At 45.8% G+C, this 17,258-nt stretch carries 17 protein-coding genes; 6 read left to right on the top strand and 11 right to left on the bottom strand.

Features of this window, described 5'->3' with window-relative positions; all coding sequences use genetic code 11:
- Positions 1-177 precede the first annotated feature (177 nt).
- Positions 178-2,622: an acyl-CoA dehydrogenase FadE gene (fadE, locus tag LIX84_RS07725; protein ID WP_226421028.1), complete on the top strand. Its 2,445-nt coding sequence runs from the start codon at positions 178-180 to the stop codon at positions 2,620-2,622.
- Between the two features lie 212 nt (positions 2,623-2,834).
- Positions 2,835-4,610: a SulP family inorganic anion transporter gene (locus tag LIX84_RS07730; protein ID WP_226421029.1), complete on the top strand. Its 1,776-nt coding sequence runs from the start codon at positions 2,835-2,837 to the stop codon at positions 4,608-4,610.
- A gap of 73 nt (positions 4,611-4,683) precedes the next feature.
- Here the strand turns inward: LIX84_RS07730 and LIX84_RS07735 are convergent, their stop codons facing one another.
- The 5 genes from LIX84_RS07735 to dnaQ all read right to left on the bottom strand — a co-directional run bounded on the left by LIX84_RS07735 (position 4,684) and on the right by dnaQ (position 8,364).
- Complete coding sequence (locus tag LIX84_RS07735; RefSeq protein ID WP_226421030.1) at positions 4,684-5,094, bottom strand: GNAT family N-acetyltransferase; 411 nt, start codon at positions 5,092-5,094, stop codon at positions 4,684-4,686.
- 83 nt (positions 5,095-5,177) lie between these two features.
- Complete coding sequence (locus tag LIX84_RS07740; RefSeq protein WP_226421031.1) at positions 5,178-5,570, bottom strand: DUF1353 domain-containing protein; 393 nt, start codon at positions 5,568-5,570, stop codon at positions 5,178-5,180.
- Positions 5,571-5,621: 51 nt separating this feature from the next.
- Positions 5,622-6,179: a hypothetical protein gene (locus LIX84_RS07745; protein ID WP_226421032.1), complete on the bottom strand. Its 558-nt coding sequence runs from the start codon at positions 6,177-6,179 to the stop codon at positions 5,622-5,624.
- Positions 6,180-6,382: 203 nt separating this feature from the next.
- Entirely contained in the window at positions 6,383-7,633 is a 1,251-nt protein-coding gene (locus LIX84_RS07750) for a TIGR03503 family protein (protein WP_226421033.1), read from the bottom strand.
- An 8-nt stretch (positions 7,634-7,641) separates the two neighbouring features.
- A complete protein-coding gene (gene dnaQ, locus LIX84_RS07755) occupies positions 7,642-8,364 on the bottom strand; it encodes a DNA polymerase III subunit epsilon (RefSeq protein WP_005380385.1) in 723 nt (240 codons plus the stop codon).
- A 59-nt stretch (positions 8,365-8,423) separates the two neighbouring features.
- Between dnaQ and rnhA the strand changes: the two genes are divergently transcribed.
- Positions 8,424-8,888: a ribonuclease HI gene (rnhA, locus tag LIX84_RS07760; RefSeq protein ID WP_170903185.1), complete on the top strand. Its 465-nt coding sequence runs from the start codon at positions 8,424-8,426 to the stop codon at positions 8,886-8,888.
- Here rnhA and LIX84_RS07765 read toward each other — a convergent pair.
- On the bottom strand, positions 8,885-9,631 hold the full coding sequence (locus tag LIX84_RS07765) for a class I SAM-dependent methyltransferase (protein WP_012841508.1): 747 nt from the start codon (positions 9,629-9,631) through the stop codon (positions 8,885-8,887). The genes rnhA and LIX84_RS07765 overlap by 4 nt on opposite strands.
- A 37-nt stretch (positions 9,632-9,668) precedes the next feature.
- Between LIX84_RS07765 and gloB the strand changes: the two genes are divergently transcribed.
- The 3 genes from gloB to LIX84_RS07780 all read left to right on the top strand — a co-directional run bounded on the left by gloB (position 9,669) and on the right by LIX84_RS07780 (position 12,950).
- On the top strand, positions 9,669-10,427 hold the full coding sequence (gene gloB, locus LIX84_RS07770) for a hydroxyacylglutathione hydrolase (protein WP_006741673.1): 759 nt from the start codon (positions 9,669-9,671) through the stop codon (positions 10,425-10,427).
- Between the two features lie 256 nt (positions 10,428-10,683).
- Entirely contained in the window at positions 10,684-12,267 is a 1,584-nt protein-coding gene (locus LIX84_RS07775) for a lytic transglycosylase (protein WP_226421034.1), read from the top strand.
- Positions 12,264-12,950 carry a YIP1 family protein gene (locus tag LIX84_RS07780; RefSeq protein WP_226421035.1) on the top strand — a complete coding sequence of 229 codons (687 nt, stop codon included), beginning with the start codon at positions 12,264-12,266 and terminating at the stop codon, positions 12,948-12,950. Before LIX84_RS07775 ends, LIX84_RS07780 begins: the two co-directional genes overlap by 4 nt.
- A gap of 1 nt (position 12,951) precedes the next feature.
- On the opposite strand, the gene LIX84_RS07785 is transcribed toward LIX84_RS07780, so the two are convergent.
- The 5 genes from LIX84_RS07785 to accA all read right to left on the bottom strand — a co-directional run bounded on the left by LIX84_RS07785 (position 12,952) and on the right by accA (position 17,226).
- Positions 12,952-13,797, bottom strand: a complete 846-nt coding sequence (locus LIX84_RS07785; protein ID WP_226421036.1) for an endonuclease/exonuclease/phosphatase family protein — start codon at positions 13,795-13,797, stop codon at positions 12,952-12,954.
- A gap of 141 nt (positions 13,798-13,938) precedes the next feature.
- Positions 13,939-14,277 (bottom strand): nitrogen regulatory protein P-II, encoded by a 339-nt coding sequence (glnB, locus tag LIX84_RS07790; protein ID WP_005436810.1) that lies wholly within the window; start codon positions 14,275-14,277, stop codon positions 13,939-13,941.
- Between the two features lie 187 nt (positions 14,278-14,464).
- Positions 14,465-14,779, bottom strand: coding sequence for a c-type cytochrome (locus tag LIX84_RS07795; RefSeq protein ID WP_012841507.1), 315 nt, complete (start codon positions 14,777-14,779; stop codon positions 14,465-14,467).
- Positions 14,780-14,849: 70 nt separating this feature from the next.
- Positions 14,850-16,160 carry a tRNA lysidine(34) synthetase TilS gene (tilS, locus tag LIX84_RS07800; protein WP_167426316.1) on the bottom strand — a complete coding sequence of 437 codons (1,311 nt, stop codon included), beginning with the start codon at positions 16,158-16,160 and terminating at the stop codon, positions 14,850-14,852.
- A gap of 106 nt (positions 16,161-16,266) precedes the next feature.
- Positions 16,267-17,226: an acetyl-CoA carboxylase carboxyl transferase subunit alpha gene (gene accA, locus LIX84_RS07805; RefSeq protein WP_005380365.1), complete on the bottom strand. Its 960-nt coding sequence runs from the start codon at positions 17,224-17,226 to the stop codon at positions 16,267-16,269.
- Positions 17,227-17,258: the final 32 nt, after the last annotated feature.

Consider the following 17,258-nt stretch of genomic DNA (forward strand, 5'->3'; position numbering starts at 1 on the left):
CATGAAACCATCACTCAAATCGCAACTTTAGAACTTTAACTCTACTTAGATCACTTTTTATCCAATCTTATGTTTTACATTTCCTTAATATTTTGATTACACTTAAACCAACTGGTTAGACCTCTTACCTAACATACAGACGTACAACACTTATAAAGTCTGAAAAGGAAAATACATATGGACATCTTGCTCTCAATCATCACGATGACGGTCGTGTTAGGCATTACGCTCTACCACCGCATGTCTCTCGTGAAATCTATTAGTTTACTCACAGCAGCTATGTTAGCGCTTACAGTAACAGGCGCGGTTGGCGTTACTGGTTGGACGATTTACGTTCTTGCTGCCGCTGTATTCGCGGTTCCTGGCGTACGTCAGTCTTTGATAAGTCGCAAAGCATTAGCGCTTTTCAAGAAAGTGCTGCCAGCTATGTCTCAAACCGAAAAAGAAGCGTTAGACGCAGGTACCGTCTGGTGGGAAGCCGAGCTATTTAAAGGCAAACCAGAGTGGCAAAAGCTTCACGCAATTCAAGCACCTAAATTAAGTGCAGAAGAACAAGCCTTTTTAGACGGTCCAGTGAATGAAGTGTGTGCCATGGTGAGCGATTTCCAAGTGACTCACGAACTCGCAGACTTACCGCCAGAAGTATGGCAATACCTGAAAGATCACAAATTCTTCGCCATGATCATTAAGAAAAAGTACGGTGGTCTGGAATTCTCAGCATACGCGCAATCACTAGTACTACAAAAACTAACGGGTGTTTCTGGCGTTCTATCGTCTACCGTTGGTGTTCCTAACTCTTTGGGTCCTGGTGAGCTACTGCAACACTACGGTACTGAAGATCAGAAAAACCATTACTTACCGCGCCTAGCTGAAGGTAAGGAAATCCCTTGTTTCGCCTTAACGAGTCCAGAAGCAGGCTCTGACGCTGGCTCTATTCCAGATTACGGTGTGGTTTGTAAAGGCGAATGGGAAGGAAAAGAAGTACTGGGTATGCGCCTGACTTGGAACAAGCGCTACATCACCCTAGCGCCAGTCGCAACGGTACTAGGCTTAGCATTTAAACTTCGCGATCCTGAAGGTTTGCTAGGCGACAAAGAAGATCTTGGCATCACTTGTGCGCTTATCCCAACTGATGTCAAAGGTGTTGAGATTGGTAACCGACACTTCCCGCTCAATGTACCATTCCAAAATGGTCCAACGCGCGGTAAAGACATCTTTGTTCCTATCGATTTCATTATCGGTGGTGAAAAAATGGCGGGCCAAGGTTGGCGTATGCTGGTTGAGTGTCTGTCGGTTGGACGTGGTATCACGCTACCTTCAAACTCAACAGGTGGCATCAAAACTGCGGCAATGGCTACGGGCGCTTACTCACGCATTCGTCGTCAGTTCAAACAACCTATCGGTCACATGGAAGGCGTAGAAGAGCCATTAGCGCGTCTAGGTGGTAATGCTTACGTGATGGATGCAGCAAGCAACTTAACCGTGGCAGGTATCGACTTAGGTGAAAAGCCATCAGTAATCTCAGCCATCGTGAAGTACCACTGTACTCATCGCGGTCAGCAAAGCATCATCGACGCAATGGACATCGTAGGCGGTAAAGGTATCTGTATGGGACCTTCTAACTTCCTAGCGCGTGGTTACCAAGGTGCGCCAATCGCGGTAACGGTTGAGGGTGCAAACATCCTAACTCGTTCAATGATCATCTTTGGTCAAGGTGCGATTCGCTGTCACCCTTACGTTCTTGAAGAAATGAACGCAGCGTACTCTGATGCCAGTGGCTCTGTAGAGAAGTTTGATAAAGCGCTTGCTGGTCACGTGAGCTTTACAATGAGTAACCTCGTGCGCAGTATCTGGTTTGGTTTAAGTGACGGTCTGGGTTCTTCATCACCAACCAAAGATGCGACAAAACGTTACTACCAACAATTGAACCGTTACAGTGCAAACCTTGCTCTGCTATCGGATATCTCAATGGCAGTGCTAGGTGGCTCTTTGAAGCGTAAAGAGCGTCTATCAGCGCGTCTTGGTGACATTCTAAGCCAGCTATATTTGAGCTCTGCGACGTTGAAACGTTTTGAGCAAGATGGCCGCCCAGTCGAAGATTTACCATTAGTACACTGGGGTCTACAAGACAGTTTGAAACAAGCGGAAGTGGCGGTAGACGAATTCTTAGCAAACTTCCCGAACAAAGTGATTGGTCGTGCACTGCGCGTGTTAATCATGCCATTTGGTCGCGTACGCAAAGCACCAAGCGATAAACTAGACAGCAAAGTGGCGCGCATTCTACAAACGCCAAGTGCAACACGTTCACGCATTGGTCGAGGTCAGTACCTAGAGCCAACAGAACACAACGCAGCAGGTAAGATTGAGCTTGCGCTGTCTGTGATTCTTCAAGCTGAGCCTGTGTTTGACAAGGTATGTAAAGCGCAAGGCAAACGTCGTCCATTCCTACGTTTGGATATGATTGCTCAGGAAGGGCTAGAGCAAGGCTTGATCACGCAAGAAGAAGCCGACCTACTAAGAGAAGCTGAACAGCATCGTCTGGATACAATCAACGTTGACGACTTTGAGCCGGAATTGCTCGCCGCAAAGCCGCTATACCCTCAGATGGATAGCGTTGCCTAACTTTCTAATCTGAAACCATACAACGGGAGTGACAACTCCCGTTTTTTTATTGCTACCAGAATAGCGTTCATAACACCTCACACCACGAAGAACCTCTGCGCAAGCGCAATAAAATCCACGCACTCCGACCCTTCCCCCCGATTTCCAGTGATAACTAACTCACAGACGTTCCAAGCAAGCGGTGTATACTTTTAAGTAACTCACTCACATATATGGTAAATCCGTTGGCTAAAATATTATTCGCACAGTGGTTCCCAGGGCTTGTTCAGCTTAAGCATTATCAAAAAGAATGGTTTGTTAACGACTTTAGAGCTGCCTTTTCTGTTGTCGCGGTTGCCCTGCCAGTTGCCATTGCTTATGCACAATTAACCGGGGTATCCGCAATTGTCGGTCTGTACTCGTGTGTACTGCCAATGTTGGTGTACGCCATGATGGGCACATCTCGACAACTCATTGTCGGACCCGATGCAGCAACTTGTGCAGTGATCGCTGCTGTTGTGACACCACTTGCCGCAGGTGACCCCACAAAACATTGGCAGTTAGTCATGACCATGACAGCGATGACTGGTATTTGGTGTGTACTGGCAAGTCGTTTTAAGTTAGGGGTGTTTGCAGACTTCCTTTCTCGCCCGATTCTTTTGGGTCTACTCAACGGTGTCGCTCTCACGATTATCGTTGGTCAGTTTGCCAAAGTGGTCGGTTTGAAATACGAACAACGTTATTTGCTGGAACGCTTATGGGAGGCTCCCCAACGATTAACCGAGCTTCATTGGCCTACCGTAACTCTGAGTATCGTGACGGTTGTCGTTTATTTACTCACCAAACGCTACCGACCAACTTGGCCTGCTGCCATGCTGGCGATACTCGTAACTACCGCGTCAGTTTGGTTTTTCCATTTACAAGAGATGGGCGTATCCGTGGTTGGACTCACTCAAGGTGGTTTCCCTCAGTTTCAAACGCCGGAGTTTGAACTAGGTGAAGTTCGTGAGCTAGTGGTCCCGGCGCTCAACCTTGCGATTGTCAGCTTTGTTAGCATGATGCTCACCGCGCGCAGTTTCGCTGCCAAAAACGGTTATGATATTGATGCAAATAAAGAGTTTCAGGCGTTGGGCTTTGCCAACATTGCCTCAGCGTTTTCGCAAGGTTTCGCGATAAGCGGAGCTGACTCACGCACAGCGGTAAATGATGCCAATGGTGGTAAATCTCAATTAGTTTCGATTGTCGCCGCAATCACCATTGCCATTATTGCGATATTTATTTATGAGCCTTTACAGTTTATTCCCATCGCATCACTTGGTGTCGTGTTGATCATCGCATCCTTGTCTCTGCTCGATCTCAAAGCCATTTGGAAATTAAAATCTCGTGACAAAGATGCGTTCTATCTAGCAATCATCACTTTTATTTCTGTTTTGATCGTAGGCGTAATACCGGGGATCACTTTGGCGGTACTGCTAGGGCTGTTTCAATTTTTACGTATTGTCATGCGACCGAGTGATCAGCTACTTGGCTTGGATGAAAAAGGCACCATTCGGACCATCGACGACTCAGGAAAAGCTTCGCCTATTCCAGGAATGGTGATTTACCGCTTTAACTCGCCGCTGACTTACTTCAACGCACCTTACTTTAAACGCCGAGTGTTAGAGCAAGTAGAACATCACAAAGACGCAAGTTGCGTTGTCATCGACGCCGTATCGAGCTTTACTCACTTAGATCTCAGTGTGATGGCAACACTGTCAGATATTCACAATACTTTAAAAAAGAGAGGCGTACGCTTAATCCTCGCAGGAAGGAAACGACGCTTACGTCAATGGTGTGAGCTTACTGGTATCAGCACCAGTGAAGGAGGTATCTTACTGCGAGCCGATATGTACCTTGCCATTAAACTTAGTGGCTGTTACATCAGTGCTGTGGGTGAGGGACAAATTCCTACTGTTCAAAAAGAGCCTGATTTAGAGCAGCCACCCAAACCAATTCCAGAAGTGGCTTAAATGGAAATTTAATATAGAAAACAGGAGATTAAACTCCTGTTTTCTATTGCTTATTTGCACAGCTGAATACGTGTTACACCTTCGGCTTAAACTTTTTTGTCATCCCTTGGCTTTTAGGAGCCACCAGCCTATAACCAAGCTTTTCGTAAAAGACCGGCTCATCAGCAATCATAGAAACGTAAGAGCCTTCAAGTGCAACAGAAGAAAGATAACCGTCGATGTATTCCATGACTTTTCTACCTAACCCGTTACCTTGATAATCAGGGGCAACGGCAACGTCGACAATTTCGAAGTTACACGCCCCGTCACCAACAATCCGGCCCATTGCAATGAGCTTTCCTTCATCCCGGACAGATACGCCATACAACGAATTGGGTAGACCAATTTCAGCAGCTTTCAACGATTTGGGTGATAGCCCGGCTTTGACGCGCATATCACAGTATTCTTTCGGGCTTGGCACATGCTCTTCATATCTTATGGTCATTATGTACTACTCCTTTGTATCACCTTGGAGCTTACATAACCAAACTGTATAAATAAACAGTTAAAATTGGAAAGATGTTCCCATTAAGCACACAAAGTGTCGGGTCTGGAAAAGAAGCCACCGACAACTCTGACGCCATAATAGATATAAGTCGCTCTGAAGCTAGACATTCCTTTTTCTAAACATGTTTCTCTCAGCAACATATCCGCATGCTTTCGAACACTTTGAGGCAACACCTCTTCCCTCATGAGTTGGTAAAGAGCATCATGCACTAAAGAAGCTTTCATAATGTTTTTTGTGTCTAATGCTGGCCCACTCGCTCCATCCCAAGCATAGCCCTTTTTAATCGTTAACACGCCTTGTTTGGACAAACTAAGAAAAGGACTGTCATACGCCTGACTCACTGAAATGTGAGTCTCAATTTTTTCTTCAGAATGGAGAGTGTATTTGTACTTCTGACGCTTTTTGTATTTCATAACCTAACAGCCTAGCTAACTTCAGTGGGAGGAACGGAGATGACTCTCAAATTAGAGTTTCTCAGAGAGTTTTTTCAAGTAGGACTTAGCAAGATCATGGTTATCTCTGCTCAACCACTTAATGCAATCAAAGAGTTCCCAAATCAGGCCTTGATCACCACTGGTATAAACTGGGAAATCTTCATGCTTTGGCGCAGGTTCCTCAGTAACCATGCCAGCAATCACATCAGCTTTATCAAATAAAACCTTAAATGGCTTAGAAAGTTTGAAAGGCTCACAGAGATCTAAACAATGAATCTCTGCACTGGTTAGGTCATTAAAAATGTATTTTTTGAAGCACGCATTTTCGTTGTGCTCTCCCTCAAGTCGATAAAAAATGTCTTTATTAGCTTCAAACTGGGTAAAGCAAGGCTCTGAGGCTTTATGGAAGTTGTTTTGAGTAAAGACAACAACATCAGCGTCCGAAATACGGTCACCTTTTCCTGATGACAATGAACCAAGCGATACCGCAGCAACAACGTCTTTTTCAGAATAAAAGGCATCATAAGCAGACTCAACCAAGGCCTTTTGTCGTGGTAGATGTTCTAGTTCTAACGCTCCAATTGTCATAACTCACTCCGTCGATACGCACTAAAATCAAGTCGAAACGTAAAGAGTATCATGCGAGCTTTATTATGATTAATCAACGTTAAATCATGGTGTTACTTTAAAATAAAATGATTAATGACCATTAGAAACATCAAATTCTGTCTCAAACTTAAACTGAAAAAAACGGAGCCGATTGGCTCCGTTTCTCGCTTCATGTGTTACTACTATTTCTTTGGCACTTCTAACTGCATCTCTGGCATGGCATCGCGCTTCGCTTTAATTTTGCGCCAGACTATCCATGCAATGATCACAATCAGCAGCATTATCACGTTACCCACCGCGATAATAATCATGCTGCGCTTACGCTCAGCCTCCCGCTCAGCGATAATTTGCTTTTCCATTTCAATACGGCGCTGCTCGGCTAATTCAGCTTCTTTTGCAATTCGAGCGGCTTCTAGATCAACTTCATCAACAACACTGAAGGTTTGCTCTGGAATAGGAAACACCAGTGGACGTTGAGTCGCAAAATCAGTGGCAAAGATCTCGCCACGCCATGCGTACTTACCTAGCTCAGCATCGTTATTGAGGTTCAGCGTGGTTCTCATTCCATCTTCAGACACCTGCCCTTGGCTGTAGCTAACGAAGCCATCGGGTGCATCTTGTTCCACCGTGACTGCGATTGAGCCTGGCGCGATCATACCTTGCTCACCACTCACCACCAATTGGTGTGGTTTGTCAGGATTGCGCGCCTGAATAAAAGTACGAGAAATGGGGTTCGGATAAACCAAGATGACTTGCTCTTGCGCTCGTAAGAATACGCCATTACCAGAGGTGATTCGCGCACGGTACTTACCGGGCTCAACGTCTATTGGTAGTTGGACAGTGAACACACCATCCCCTGCTTTTTCATCCAAGCCGCGGCCATCATCAGCAAACTCACCCACAACCATCGGCACTGGACGTGCTTCTTTGATCAACTCATCTTCATTTTCGACAAACTTGGTAAATGTCACGCGTAGATTCACGCGGTCAAGGAAGTCGCGCAGTACAAGAGGTTTGTCGTCGGAGGTTAGGCGAGCTGTAAACTTAAGCCCTTCCCCATTATATAATCGGTTTGGGAACACATCCGTGCTGAGCTTTAAGTGAGAAATTAAGCGGATGTTATTTTTAGGTGTGACTTTCCCCACAGCCTGCCATGGGCCTGGCATAGGGTTATCAACGGAGATAATATCGAGTGAGGCTTCTTGGTACCAACGTACATTGTCGTAGGCGTCCCAAGCATAGTACTTTTTACCGTCAGGACGGACTAAAACAACTGGCTGAGAACTTTGCTCACGATAAACTAAAAAAGTGATCTGCTCGATGGTTGGATCCACTCGAAAGCGATTGTCTAACAAAGACATAGCAGATTCACTCGATGCACTCGAGAGACTACTCCATATCGCTAAAAACGCGACCAACAAAGCCCTCAGCATAGCTTCTCCTATTGATGCCAAATACAGTCGTTCACCAACTCTAATCTTTTTTGGTGAGCTTCTAGTTCATCGGCACTTGCGCGCAAAACCTTTAGCGCTTTTCTTCCTTCAATACGGCGAATGGTTTCTACCCCACCCTCTTGTTTATTCGCGTTAAACTCTAGACTCGTTTGACCACCCGTCATAAAGAGGTAAACATCGGCTAGAATCTCCGCATCGAGCAAAGCTCCGTGGAGTGTACGGTGCGAGTTATCAATACCGTAGCGTTCACATAAGATATCAAGGTTGTTTCGCTTGCCAGGGAAGATTTTCTTCGCCATAGCAAGGGTGTCGGTCACCTTGCAGTAGTCGTCCGTTTTGCCGATGTTAGGATCGAGCATGCCAAACTCGTAATCCATAAAGCCCGTATCGAAGGGCGCATTGTGGGCAACAAGTTCGGCGCCTTTAATAAACTCAAGAAACTCTTGGTGCACGCTCGCGTATTCCGGTTTATCAACCAAGAATTCATCCGTAATACCGTGAACTTCAACCGCTTCTGGTTGGATTTCACGATCGGGTTTTAAATAAACGTGGAAGTGACGACCAGTCAGCTTACGGTTGATGATCTCCACGGCACCGATTTCAATAATGCGGTGTCCCATGTAGTGAGGACCACCCTCGCGGTTCATACCTGTGGTTTCGGTATCGAGAACGACAATGCGGTTATATTCAGAATTGCTGCTGGTATTCATAAGGTTATGTATGTCAGACTATGCTTTATTAAATGTTTCGGCTAATAGTACCAAAAAATATGACCAAACACGTTGAGATTTTCACTGACGGTTCTTGTTTAGGTAACCCAGGACCAGGTGGTTACGGCATTGTATTGCGTTACAAAGACGTAGAAAAGACGCTTTCCAAAGGCTACACGCTAACCACCAACAACCGCATGGAAATGTTGGCGGCTGTCGTCGCGCTGCAGACGTTAAAACAACCTTGTAAAGTCACTTTAACGACTGACAGTCAATATGTGCGCCAAGGTATTACTCAGTGGATCCATAACTGGAAGAAGCGTGGCTGGAAAACAGCGGATAAAAAACCCGTGAAGAATGCCGATCTATGGCAAGCTCTAGACAAAGAAACCGCACGCCATCAAGTTGAATGGCACTGGGTAAAAGGCCACGCGGGCCATCGTGAGAATGAAATTTGTGATGAGTTAGCCCGTGCCGCCGCAGAAAACCCAACCGAGGAAGATACTGGTTACCAACCCTCTTAACGAGATTCTTTCCTCATAGTATTACCCTCTCGATTCATCACCCCTAGTGGTGTGAGCTTTTTCTTCAAACGCCAATGCGGTTTGATAGGCTTGAGAGGGTATGTTCGTTTCCGTGCCACAATGTAATACAAACTCCCTGCAGGTGACGCCCAATCACCGAGACTGTTTTCCAACCATGTCCACATCGTGCGGTAGCGCTTCATCGGAAACAGCGCGTAACGGTCGCAATGAATCACTTGATAATTAAGTAACCCTAACCAGTCGTTGATGCGGTTCGACGTAAACATTCGTCCACTCCAAGGCAAATTATGTTTACGCCATGGAAGCAAACTCGCTAATCCAGTCAAACTTAGTGGGTTAAATCCAGTGATTATCAAATAACCATCATCCATCATCACTCTATCGACTTCCCGTAGCAAACGGTGTGGATCGCTTGCATAGTCGAGCTGATGAGCGAGTATCACAACATCAAAGCTTTTTTCCAAAAAGGGCAATTCGTAACCATCTGCAATCACATTATGCAACGGGTTCTGGATATCTACGTTGACTTGGTGTTGAATGTTACAATTACAGCTGGTTAGCTCACAGCTCAACCCGCCCAGTTTGAGCATATGGTAGCCGAAGAGTTTCGGGCACCATTCATCAAGTCGGGTCTGGATTGACTCAAGCACCCACGGACCGTTGTTCATTGCTGACCAAGTCGACGGGTGTGGTATAGTTTTGTTGCTGAGTGCTGGTTTCATTAACCACCTGACTAAAATGGGTGACGGAGAACGAATCGTGTTAGAGATCAAAAGCATACCCGCATTTAATGATAATTACATCTGGCTGATACAAAATAGCGATAAACGTTGCGCAGTCGTTGATCCGGGCGATGCGAAGCCAGTGTTAGAATACTTGCAGGCTAACGAATTAACTTTAGAAGCGATTTTAATTACGCACCACCACAACGATCACATTGGTGGCGTTCCAGACTTAGTGCGTGCCTTTCCTGAAGTCGCCGTTGTGGGCCCGAAATCTGAGCCAATTCCAACCCTAACCACCCCCATGGAAGAAGGCGACAAACTGGAGTTATTTGGCGAAATCTTTTTGGTGCTAGGTTTACCAGGCCATACCTTAGGTCATATCGGTTACGTTGGAGACGGAAAACTGTTTTGCGGTGACGTGTTGTTTTCCGCAGGCTGCGGTCGTATTTTTGAAGGTACGCCAGAGCAAATGTTTGAGTCACTAAACAAGCTAACGTCTCTACCAGAAGAAACTCAAGTCTTCTGCGCGCATGAATACACCGCGAGTAACGTGGCGTTTGCTTTAGCGGTTGAGCCTGATAATGAGCAGCTCCGTCAATATCGCGATGATGTAAACCGACTGCGAGCCCTAAACATTCCGACACTTCCAACAACAATACGCAAAGAAAAGTGGATTAATCCGTTCTTGCGAACCACCAATCCTGACGTGGTTCAATCTGTTGCTAGTCGCATTAAAAATAGCGATCCATGCTCGGTTTTTACGGCTTTGCGTGAGTGGAAGAACGAATTTTAACCATTTTCTGCTTGTAAGTTTGCAAGACCCCAGTATTATCAGGGGCTGATTTTTCGAGAAGCGCCACTGGCGCTTCTCTTACGTTTGGGGTTGATATAAATCTATTTGAATTTCTCCCCATTGCATAATTTAGAAGCTCTTTGCCTCTATTAATTAGTTAGTGTTTAAAAAGATGTCTATTATCTTGCGACTGCCACGCACATTGTGTTGCGCGACAGGCAGGTGAAGATAAAAAGGCCCTAAATAGGCTGAATCCATGCGTTTGAAGTATACCTGGGCGTTGGCGTTGTTATTATCTGGCTGTCAATTGACTCAGTCAGACTCAACGTCTTCTACACCAGAAACCAATAAATCTGAGCAGACTGCAAAACAAAATGCAGCGAAGGCTCAACCGGGCAACACATCGTCTTTAGCAAAAAAATCCGCTAACGACGCGCCTAAAGTTCTTTCCCCTCAGGAACAAGAAGATGTATGGCAACGTATCGCCATGCAACTTGAAATGGATATCCCAAACCATAAGAAAGTGGACTACTACCGTACGTGGTATCTAAAGCACCCGAATCACCTTTACACGGTGTCTAAGCGTGCGACTCCTTTTCTATACATGATCACAAAACGTATCGAAGAGCGTGGACTCCCAATGGAGCTTGCTTTGCTTCCTGTGGTGGAAAGCTCATTCGATGCCTTTGCCTACTCACACGGTAGCGCGGCTGGATTGTGGCAATTTGTCCCTGGCACCGGAAAGATGATGGGACTAGAGCAAAACTACTGGTATGACGGTCGCCGAGATGTGGCAGCAGCAACGGATGCCGCACTGGACTACCTTGTACAACTAAACGAGCGTTTTGATGGTAGCTGGGAGCATGCAATTGCTGCTTACAACAGTGGTGGTGGCCGTGTTTCTAGCGCAATTCGTAAGAATAAAAAGCTCGGTAAACCTATCGATTTCTTCTCATTGGACTTACCAAAAGAGACCAGCAGTTACGTTCCTAAGCTGCTAGCTTTGGCTGATGTCATCGCAAATCAAGACAAGTACGGACTTAATATTCCTGCGATTCCAAACAAACCTGTTCTAACGCTTGTCGATCCGAAAGAACAGCTTGATCTGGCCATTGCAGCAGATTATGCCGGCATTGGTGTGAAAGAGTTACAAAGTTACAACCCTGCATACAACCAATGGTCAACGGCGCCTGAAGGTCCGCACCAACTTTTGATTCCGGTAGAGAAAAAAGAGACTTTTCTCACTAAGGTGGAGAAAAACCGTGGTAAAGGTATGAAGGTCGCTCGCTACAAGGTGAAGTCTGGTGACTCTTTAAGTGTGCTAGCTAATAAATACGGCACAACCACAAAAGTGATTCGACGTGCAAACGGTCTGTCGAATAACAATATTCGTATTGGCCAATACCTACTGATTCCGACGTCAACAAAAGACGATGCGAAATACGCACTAACGGCACAAAATCGATTAAGCAAGACTCAATCACGTGCTCGTGGACAACTCAAGCTCACTCATGTCGTTCAGTCTGGAGAAAGTTTGTGGTCAATCGCACGTGAAAATAAAGTGTCGTATAAATCGTTAGCAAAATGGAATGGCATGGGCCCTAAAGATCCATTGCGCGTTGGTCAAAAGCTCGTGATTTGGAAGGAATCAGACAAAGGTGCTGTGATTCGTACCGTTTTCTACAACGTTCGCTCCGGTGACACCATTAGCGGCATTGCAAGCAAGTTCAAAGTAAAAATGAACGACATCGTGAAATGGAACTCGCTACACAAGAAAAAATACTTACAACCAGGTCAAAAACTTAAGTTGTACGTTGACGTAACGAAGGTAAGTGTATGAACCCATCAAGCAACCCACTTGTGATGCTGTTGGACATTTTTCGTTCTCCAACATCTTGCTTTCTAGCACTTTACCAACGCGGCGGATGGGGATGGCAACCGTTCATCTTCTTGATGCTTAGTCCGTTTTTATTCTGGGGCGCTTACTTTTCGAATGTCGATTTCACGTGGCTCAGTGGCCAACTTGCCGCGCAGTTTCAGCAAATCGACCCAAAGCAGATTGAGCTATTAGAGCCAAACACGCTAATGGCCAGTGCGATCATCAATGCTGTATTCAACCGCTTTGCCACCTTACTGTTGCTTGCGCTTTGGTTCTTTCTTGCAACGAAGGCAAGCAAGCAACAATATGGTTACTGGAAGTGGTTTGCCGCGTCGTGTGCAATCTTATTCCCAGCAGTACTAGGCGATATAGCAAGCTACGCGAGCCTGTTACTCAAGCATGGCCAGGTGATGACTTACGCAGCAGATTTAAACAGCCTCAATGGTCTATTAAAACTGCCGCTTACCAGTGAGTGGTCTCAGTTCGCTAGCTCATTGCCTTTGCTTCTACCTTGGTACATTGTACTCGGCTACGGTGTTGTGCTTACTTGGACTGAGTTTGAACGTGGGCAAGCCTTGGTGATTGCAAGCCTGCCATGGGTATTCTTCTACGTTATTTGGGCGCTTTATATTGTGGTGACCTAAGCTAGTCATCTAACGTAAATGACAGTAACAATGGGTTATGATCGGAAGCGTCGCTCTGCGGCGCTTTCGCGTATTTGAGGGTCAGTCCTCGGTAAAATACGTGATCCAACGGTAATCCCGTTATAAACTGGACTCGATGATCAGGCGAGAACGTCACTTCTTGCAAGTCCGCGGCTTTTAAGGCCTGTCGCATCGCATTAACGCGAGATTCACTCCAACTATTGAAGTCTCCAGCGAATAGGATCGGCCCTGTATGATGCTTTAAAAGCATTTCAAGAGCCGTTAACTGAGAGACATACTCTTGCGTGCCAACCGTGAAGTTAATCGCATGTACATTCACCACAGCGAGTCTCTCGCCATTGCTTAATTGATATTGGCTGTATAGTGCAGACTTGGGTAAACGCAGCCAAGGCTCTTTAGACGTATAAGCACAGGCTTTTTCTGGTTGCCCTTGAGCGATACTAATCACACCCGCACCGCTGCCCAGCGCCTTAAAGGCACTCACTTGATTGCTGACCCAGTTGCCATCCACCAACCATTGCTTAAAAGATGGTGTCATGCTGGCTTCTTGCAATAACAGCAGCTGCTTATCAGCAGAGAATTCATTGAGTGCGCTTTGCCAATTCGTCCGGTTCTGTTTGTAGATATTCCAGACAAGTACATTGATTTCACCGCCCTGATCCAGAGCTTTTGAGCCGCTAAATTCGATACACCTAATACCCTGCGTCAGCTCTGAGCCTGTTTGAGTAATGATTTGCGGCTGATCTGGTACGGTGAAAATAACCTGGAAGCCGACCAATACCGCCATAATAAGAAAAACTAACGCCAGAAAAAAACGCTTAAACATACGACAAACCTGAATATACGCACCCTAAAACTGGAACAACCAACCTCGGGTTATTTGATTTCACTGAAAGTAAAAAAACAAAAAAAGGAGCCACTTGGCTCCCTTTTAGCATAATAAATACGAGACAGGTAACAAGAAACCTTAGATCGCGTCTTCGTCTTCTTCACCAGTACGGATACGAACCACACGCTCAACATCAGTAACAAAGATTTTACCATCACCAATTTTGCCGGTTTGCGCGGTTTCAATGATCGTCTCTACGCATTTATCAGCCACATCTTCCGTTACAACGATTTCGAGCTTCACTTTAGGCAGAAAGTCCACCATGTACTCTGCACCACGGTAAAGCTCGGTGTGACCTTTTTGGCGACCAAAGCCTTTCACTTCAGAGACGGTCATCCCTGTAATACCCACTTCAGCTAGCGCTTCTCGAACATCATCCAATTTAAATGGCTTGATAATCGCTTCAATTTTTTTCATGTTCATCCCTTAAGCTTCAATCGATTGCGCTTATTATCGTTTAGCGTTTCGCAACATTCAATGTTTGTCTCTGATCCACCAGCGAAAATCCAGATAGAGCAAATTAACATGGCGAATATCGTGAGTTGATAAAACCCCGATGAGGACTGCTCAATGCCCAATCGTCCAAGCTTTTTCAGACTCGCGTTTACTTCAAACTTGCGTAGTAAGCCGCTAGATTAGCGATGTCTTCATCAGACAACAATGAAGCTTGAGCTTGCATAACAGCAGCAAGACCACCTGTTCGCTCTTTGTTTTTATAGGCTTTAATTGAACTGATAATGTATTGCTCGTTTTGCCCTTTCAGGTTTGGGTAACCCGGAATGACAGCAATGCCGTCGGCGCCATGACACGCAGCGCATACTCCTGCCTTTGCTTGACCTGCTGTGGCATCTCCCGCAGCTAGAGCCTGCCCACTGAGCATGGTTAGCGCCACCATTGCGCCCATGATTGTTTTCTTCATTGCTTCACCTAATCAATTATTATTTAAGGATTTTTATATTTTATAATCGACATTGTGGCATGAATTTTCATTACCTGCGCCAAATAAGTTCACAATCTTGACCATTAAACGCCTGATCAACGAACAGATCTGCCACAGCAACGACTCGGTCTTGGTACATCAAAATCGGAATTTGACGACGCAGCCAGCTTGGCACATTGTATTCTTGGAACAACTTCTTCAGCTTTCGACTGTGATTACGCGTGGTTGGATGCGCTGATAAGCCTTCCGGATTGAAGGTCACGCGAAGCAATTCTGGCTGACTCGGAAGCGCAATCGTTGCGTTGCTAGAACTCGTCGTTAAGGTCAGCTCCCCTAGCCGCTCTGGAAGCGATAAAACGGTATCGACTTGAATCCTACTTTGCCACTCAGTGACGTCAGCTATTTCCGTTACCCAATAGAGACGATTTCGAAAACGGCGCACTTCACCTTGTTTAAGTTGTAGTTTGGGGTTGGCATCTTGCTGAGCTAATGCGACTTCATTCCAGATAAGATTGAGTTGTACCTGAGTCGGCATACTAGTATTAAGCTTAGCCAGCCACATACGAATCAAGCGCGCACGCGCTAATTCACTGTGCTTAGCCAGTTCTTTAATACTTAAACTTAGATCCGTTTGTAAAGCGTGTTCAAACACCGCGCTCAATAGTTCATCCAATAGCGCTTCTTGTTGAGCACATAAGCTTGCACTGCGCTGAACCGCTTGATGGATACTCGGCCAGCGACCAGACAATTCAGGAATAACACAATGACGAAGAAAGTTACGATCATAACGGGTATCTTGGTTGCTTTCGTCTTCCACCCACTCCAAGCCTAATTTAGTAGCCGCGTCTTCGATGGTCTTCCGCTTGATAGTAAGCAATGGTCGAACTAGGGATCCGCCAGAAAACGGCATACTCTCCGCCATCGAAGATAACCCTTTTGGCCCGCTGCCTCGCTTAAGAGCAAGGAGAAAAGTCTCTAGTTGATCATCAGCATGTTGGCCGGTCAACAGTATATCGCCTTCTTGAATGTACTTAGTTAAGGCTTGATAGCGAGCTTCACGAGCAAGAAGTTCAATACTTTCACCATTGCTGATGTCTAAGCTCACTCGCTCAATCGAGCATGATATGCCCACTTGTTTTGCCCAAAGTAAGCATTTATCGGCCCAATCATCGGCATTAGAGCTCAAACCATGGTGCACATACACAGCGTGACACTCTATCGAATGCGCTTGTTGATAGCGACTGAGTAATTCGAGTAAAAGACGTGAATCCACTCCTCCGCTAAACGCCAAGACAACCTTAGTGCCTGATTGATAGTAGCGGCCGAGAACTTGAGCAAAATGCGGGTAAAGCGATTCCATAAGCGATCCGATAGGTACAAAAAAGGGCTGGACTCTCATCCAACCCTTTCTATTTTAACTGTTATCACTTGAGATATCAGCTAACGCTTAATAGCAATCACCGAAATTAACAGTAACCGTAGCTCATTAGGCGCTGGTAACGACGTTCACGCAGCGTCTCTTCATCCAATTGCTCTAGATCTTCTAGTTGACGAAGTAGTGTCGCTTTCATATTCGCTGCCATTTGAACATGATCGCGATGAGCGCCGCCTAGTGGCTCTTCAATGATTTCGTCGATCAGTTCAAGCTCTTTAAGACGAGGAGCAGTTAGACCCATCGCTTCTGCCGCTTGCGGCGCTTTGTCAGAATCACGCCATAGGATTGAAGCACAACCTTCAGGAGAGATTACTGAGTACGTAGAGTACTGAAGCATGTTCACGTAGTCGCCTACACCAATTGCTAGTGCGCCGCCTGAACCACCTTCACCAACAACGTTACAGATTACTGGCACTTTAAGACCAGACATCACTTTTAGGTTTTTCGCGATAGCTTCAGATTGACCACGTTCTTCTGCGCCCACACCTGGATACGCGCCAGCCGTGTCGATAAATGTGATGATTGGCATATTGAAACGCTCTGCCATTTCCATCAAGCGTAGCGCTTTGCGATAGCCTTCTGGTTTTGGCATACCAAAGTTACGTTTCACTTTCTCTTTGGTTTCACGACCTTTTTGATGACCGATGATCATCACAGGACGGCCTTCAAGGCGAGCCATACCACCCACAATCGCTTTGTCATCTGCAAACGCGCGGTCACCCGCTAATTCATCAAATTCCTCAAAAGCATGTTGGATGTAATCCAGTGTGTACGGACGTAATGGGTGACGAGCCAGTTGAGCTGTTTCCCATGCGCCTAGGTCGCTGAAGGTTTTTTTCTTCAGCTCTAAGCTTTTCTTCTCAAGCTGTTCGATTTCTTTATCCAGGTCAATTGCAGAATCACCACCGTGACGAGAGACATCACGTAATGCTTCAATTTTCGCTTCTAGTTCTGCAATTGGCTTTTCAAATTCAAGAAAGTTTAGGCTCATCTATGAATCCTTGTTTACTCAGCGTCTAACAT

It is taken from the genome of Vibrio sp. E14 (genome assembly GCF_020515785.1).
Lineage (GTDB): Bacteria > Pseudomonadota > Gammaproteobacteria > Enterobacterales > Vibrionaceae > Vibrio > Vibrio diabolicus.

Excerpts from the sequence above, each read along its gene's own strand:
- dnaQ (WP_005380385.1), bottom strand. The coding sequence starts at position 8,364 with ATGAATACCAGCAGCAATTCTGAATATAACCGCATTGTCGTTCTCGAT.
- glnB (WP_005436810.1), bottom strand. The coding sequence starts at position 14,277 with ATGAAAAAAATTGAAGCGATTATCAAGCCATTTAAATTGGATGATGTT.
- LIX84_RS07775 (WP_226421034.1), top strand. The coding sequence starts at position 10,684 with ATGCGTTTGAAGTATACCTGGGCGTTGGCGTTGTTATTATCTGGCTGT.
- LIX84_RS07735 (WP_226421030.1), bottom strand. The coding sequence starts at position 5,094 with ATGACCATAAGATATGAAGAGCATGTGCCAAGCCCGAAAGAATACTGT.
- fadE (WP_226421028.1), top strand. The coding sequence starts at position 178 with ATGGACATCTTGCTCTCAATCATCACGATGACGGTCGTGTTAGGCATT.
- LIX84_RS07750 (WP_226421033.1), bottom strand. The coding sequence starts at position 7,633 with ATGCTGAGGGCTTTGTTGGTCGCGTTTTTAGCGATATGGAGTAGTCTC.
- accA (WP_005380365.1), bottom strand. The coding sequence starts at position 17,226 with ATGAGCCTAAACTTTCTTGAATTTGAAAAGCCAATTGCAGAACTAGAA.
- tilS (WP_167426316.1), bottom strand. The coding sequence starts at position 16,160 with ATGGAATCGCTTTACCCGCATTTTGCTCAAGTTCTCGGCCGCTACTAT.
- LIX84_RS07730 (WP_226421029.1), top strand. The coding sequence starts at position 2,835 with ATGGTAAATCCGTTGGCTAAAATATTATTCGCACAGTGGTTCCCAGGG.
- LIX84_RS07780 (WP_226421035.1), top strand. The coding sequence starts at position 12,264 with ATGAACCCATCAAGCAACCCACTTGTGATGCTGTTGGACATTTTTCGT.
- LIX84_RS07765 (WP_012841508.1), bottom strand. The coding sequence starts at position 9,631 with ATGAAACCAGCACTCAGCAACAAAACTATACCACACCCGTCGACTTGG.
- LIX84_RS07740 (WP_226421031.1), bottom strand. The coding sequence starts at position 5,570 with ATGAAATACAAAAAGCGTCAGAAGTACAAATACACTCTCCATTCTGAA.
- rnhA (WP_170903185.1), top strand. The coding sequence starts at position 8,424 with ATGACCAAACACGTTGAGATTTTCACTGACGGTTCTTGTTTAGGTAAC.
- LIX84_RS07795 (WP_012841507.1), bottom strand. The coding sequence starts at position 14,779 with ATGAAGAAAACAATCATGGGCGCAATGGTGGCGCTAACCATGCTCAGT.
- LIX84_RS07785 (WP_226421036.1), bottom strand. The coding sequence starts at position 13,797 with ATGTTTAAGCGTTTTTTTCTGGCGTTAGTTTTTCTTATTATGGCGGTA.
- LIX84_RS07745 (WP_226421032.1), bottom strand. The coding sequence starts at position 6,179 with ATGACAATTGGAGCGTTAGAACTAGAACATCTACCACGACAAAAGGCC.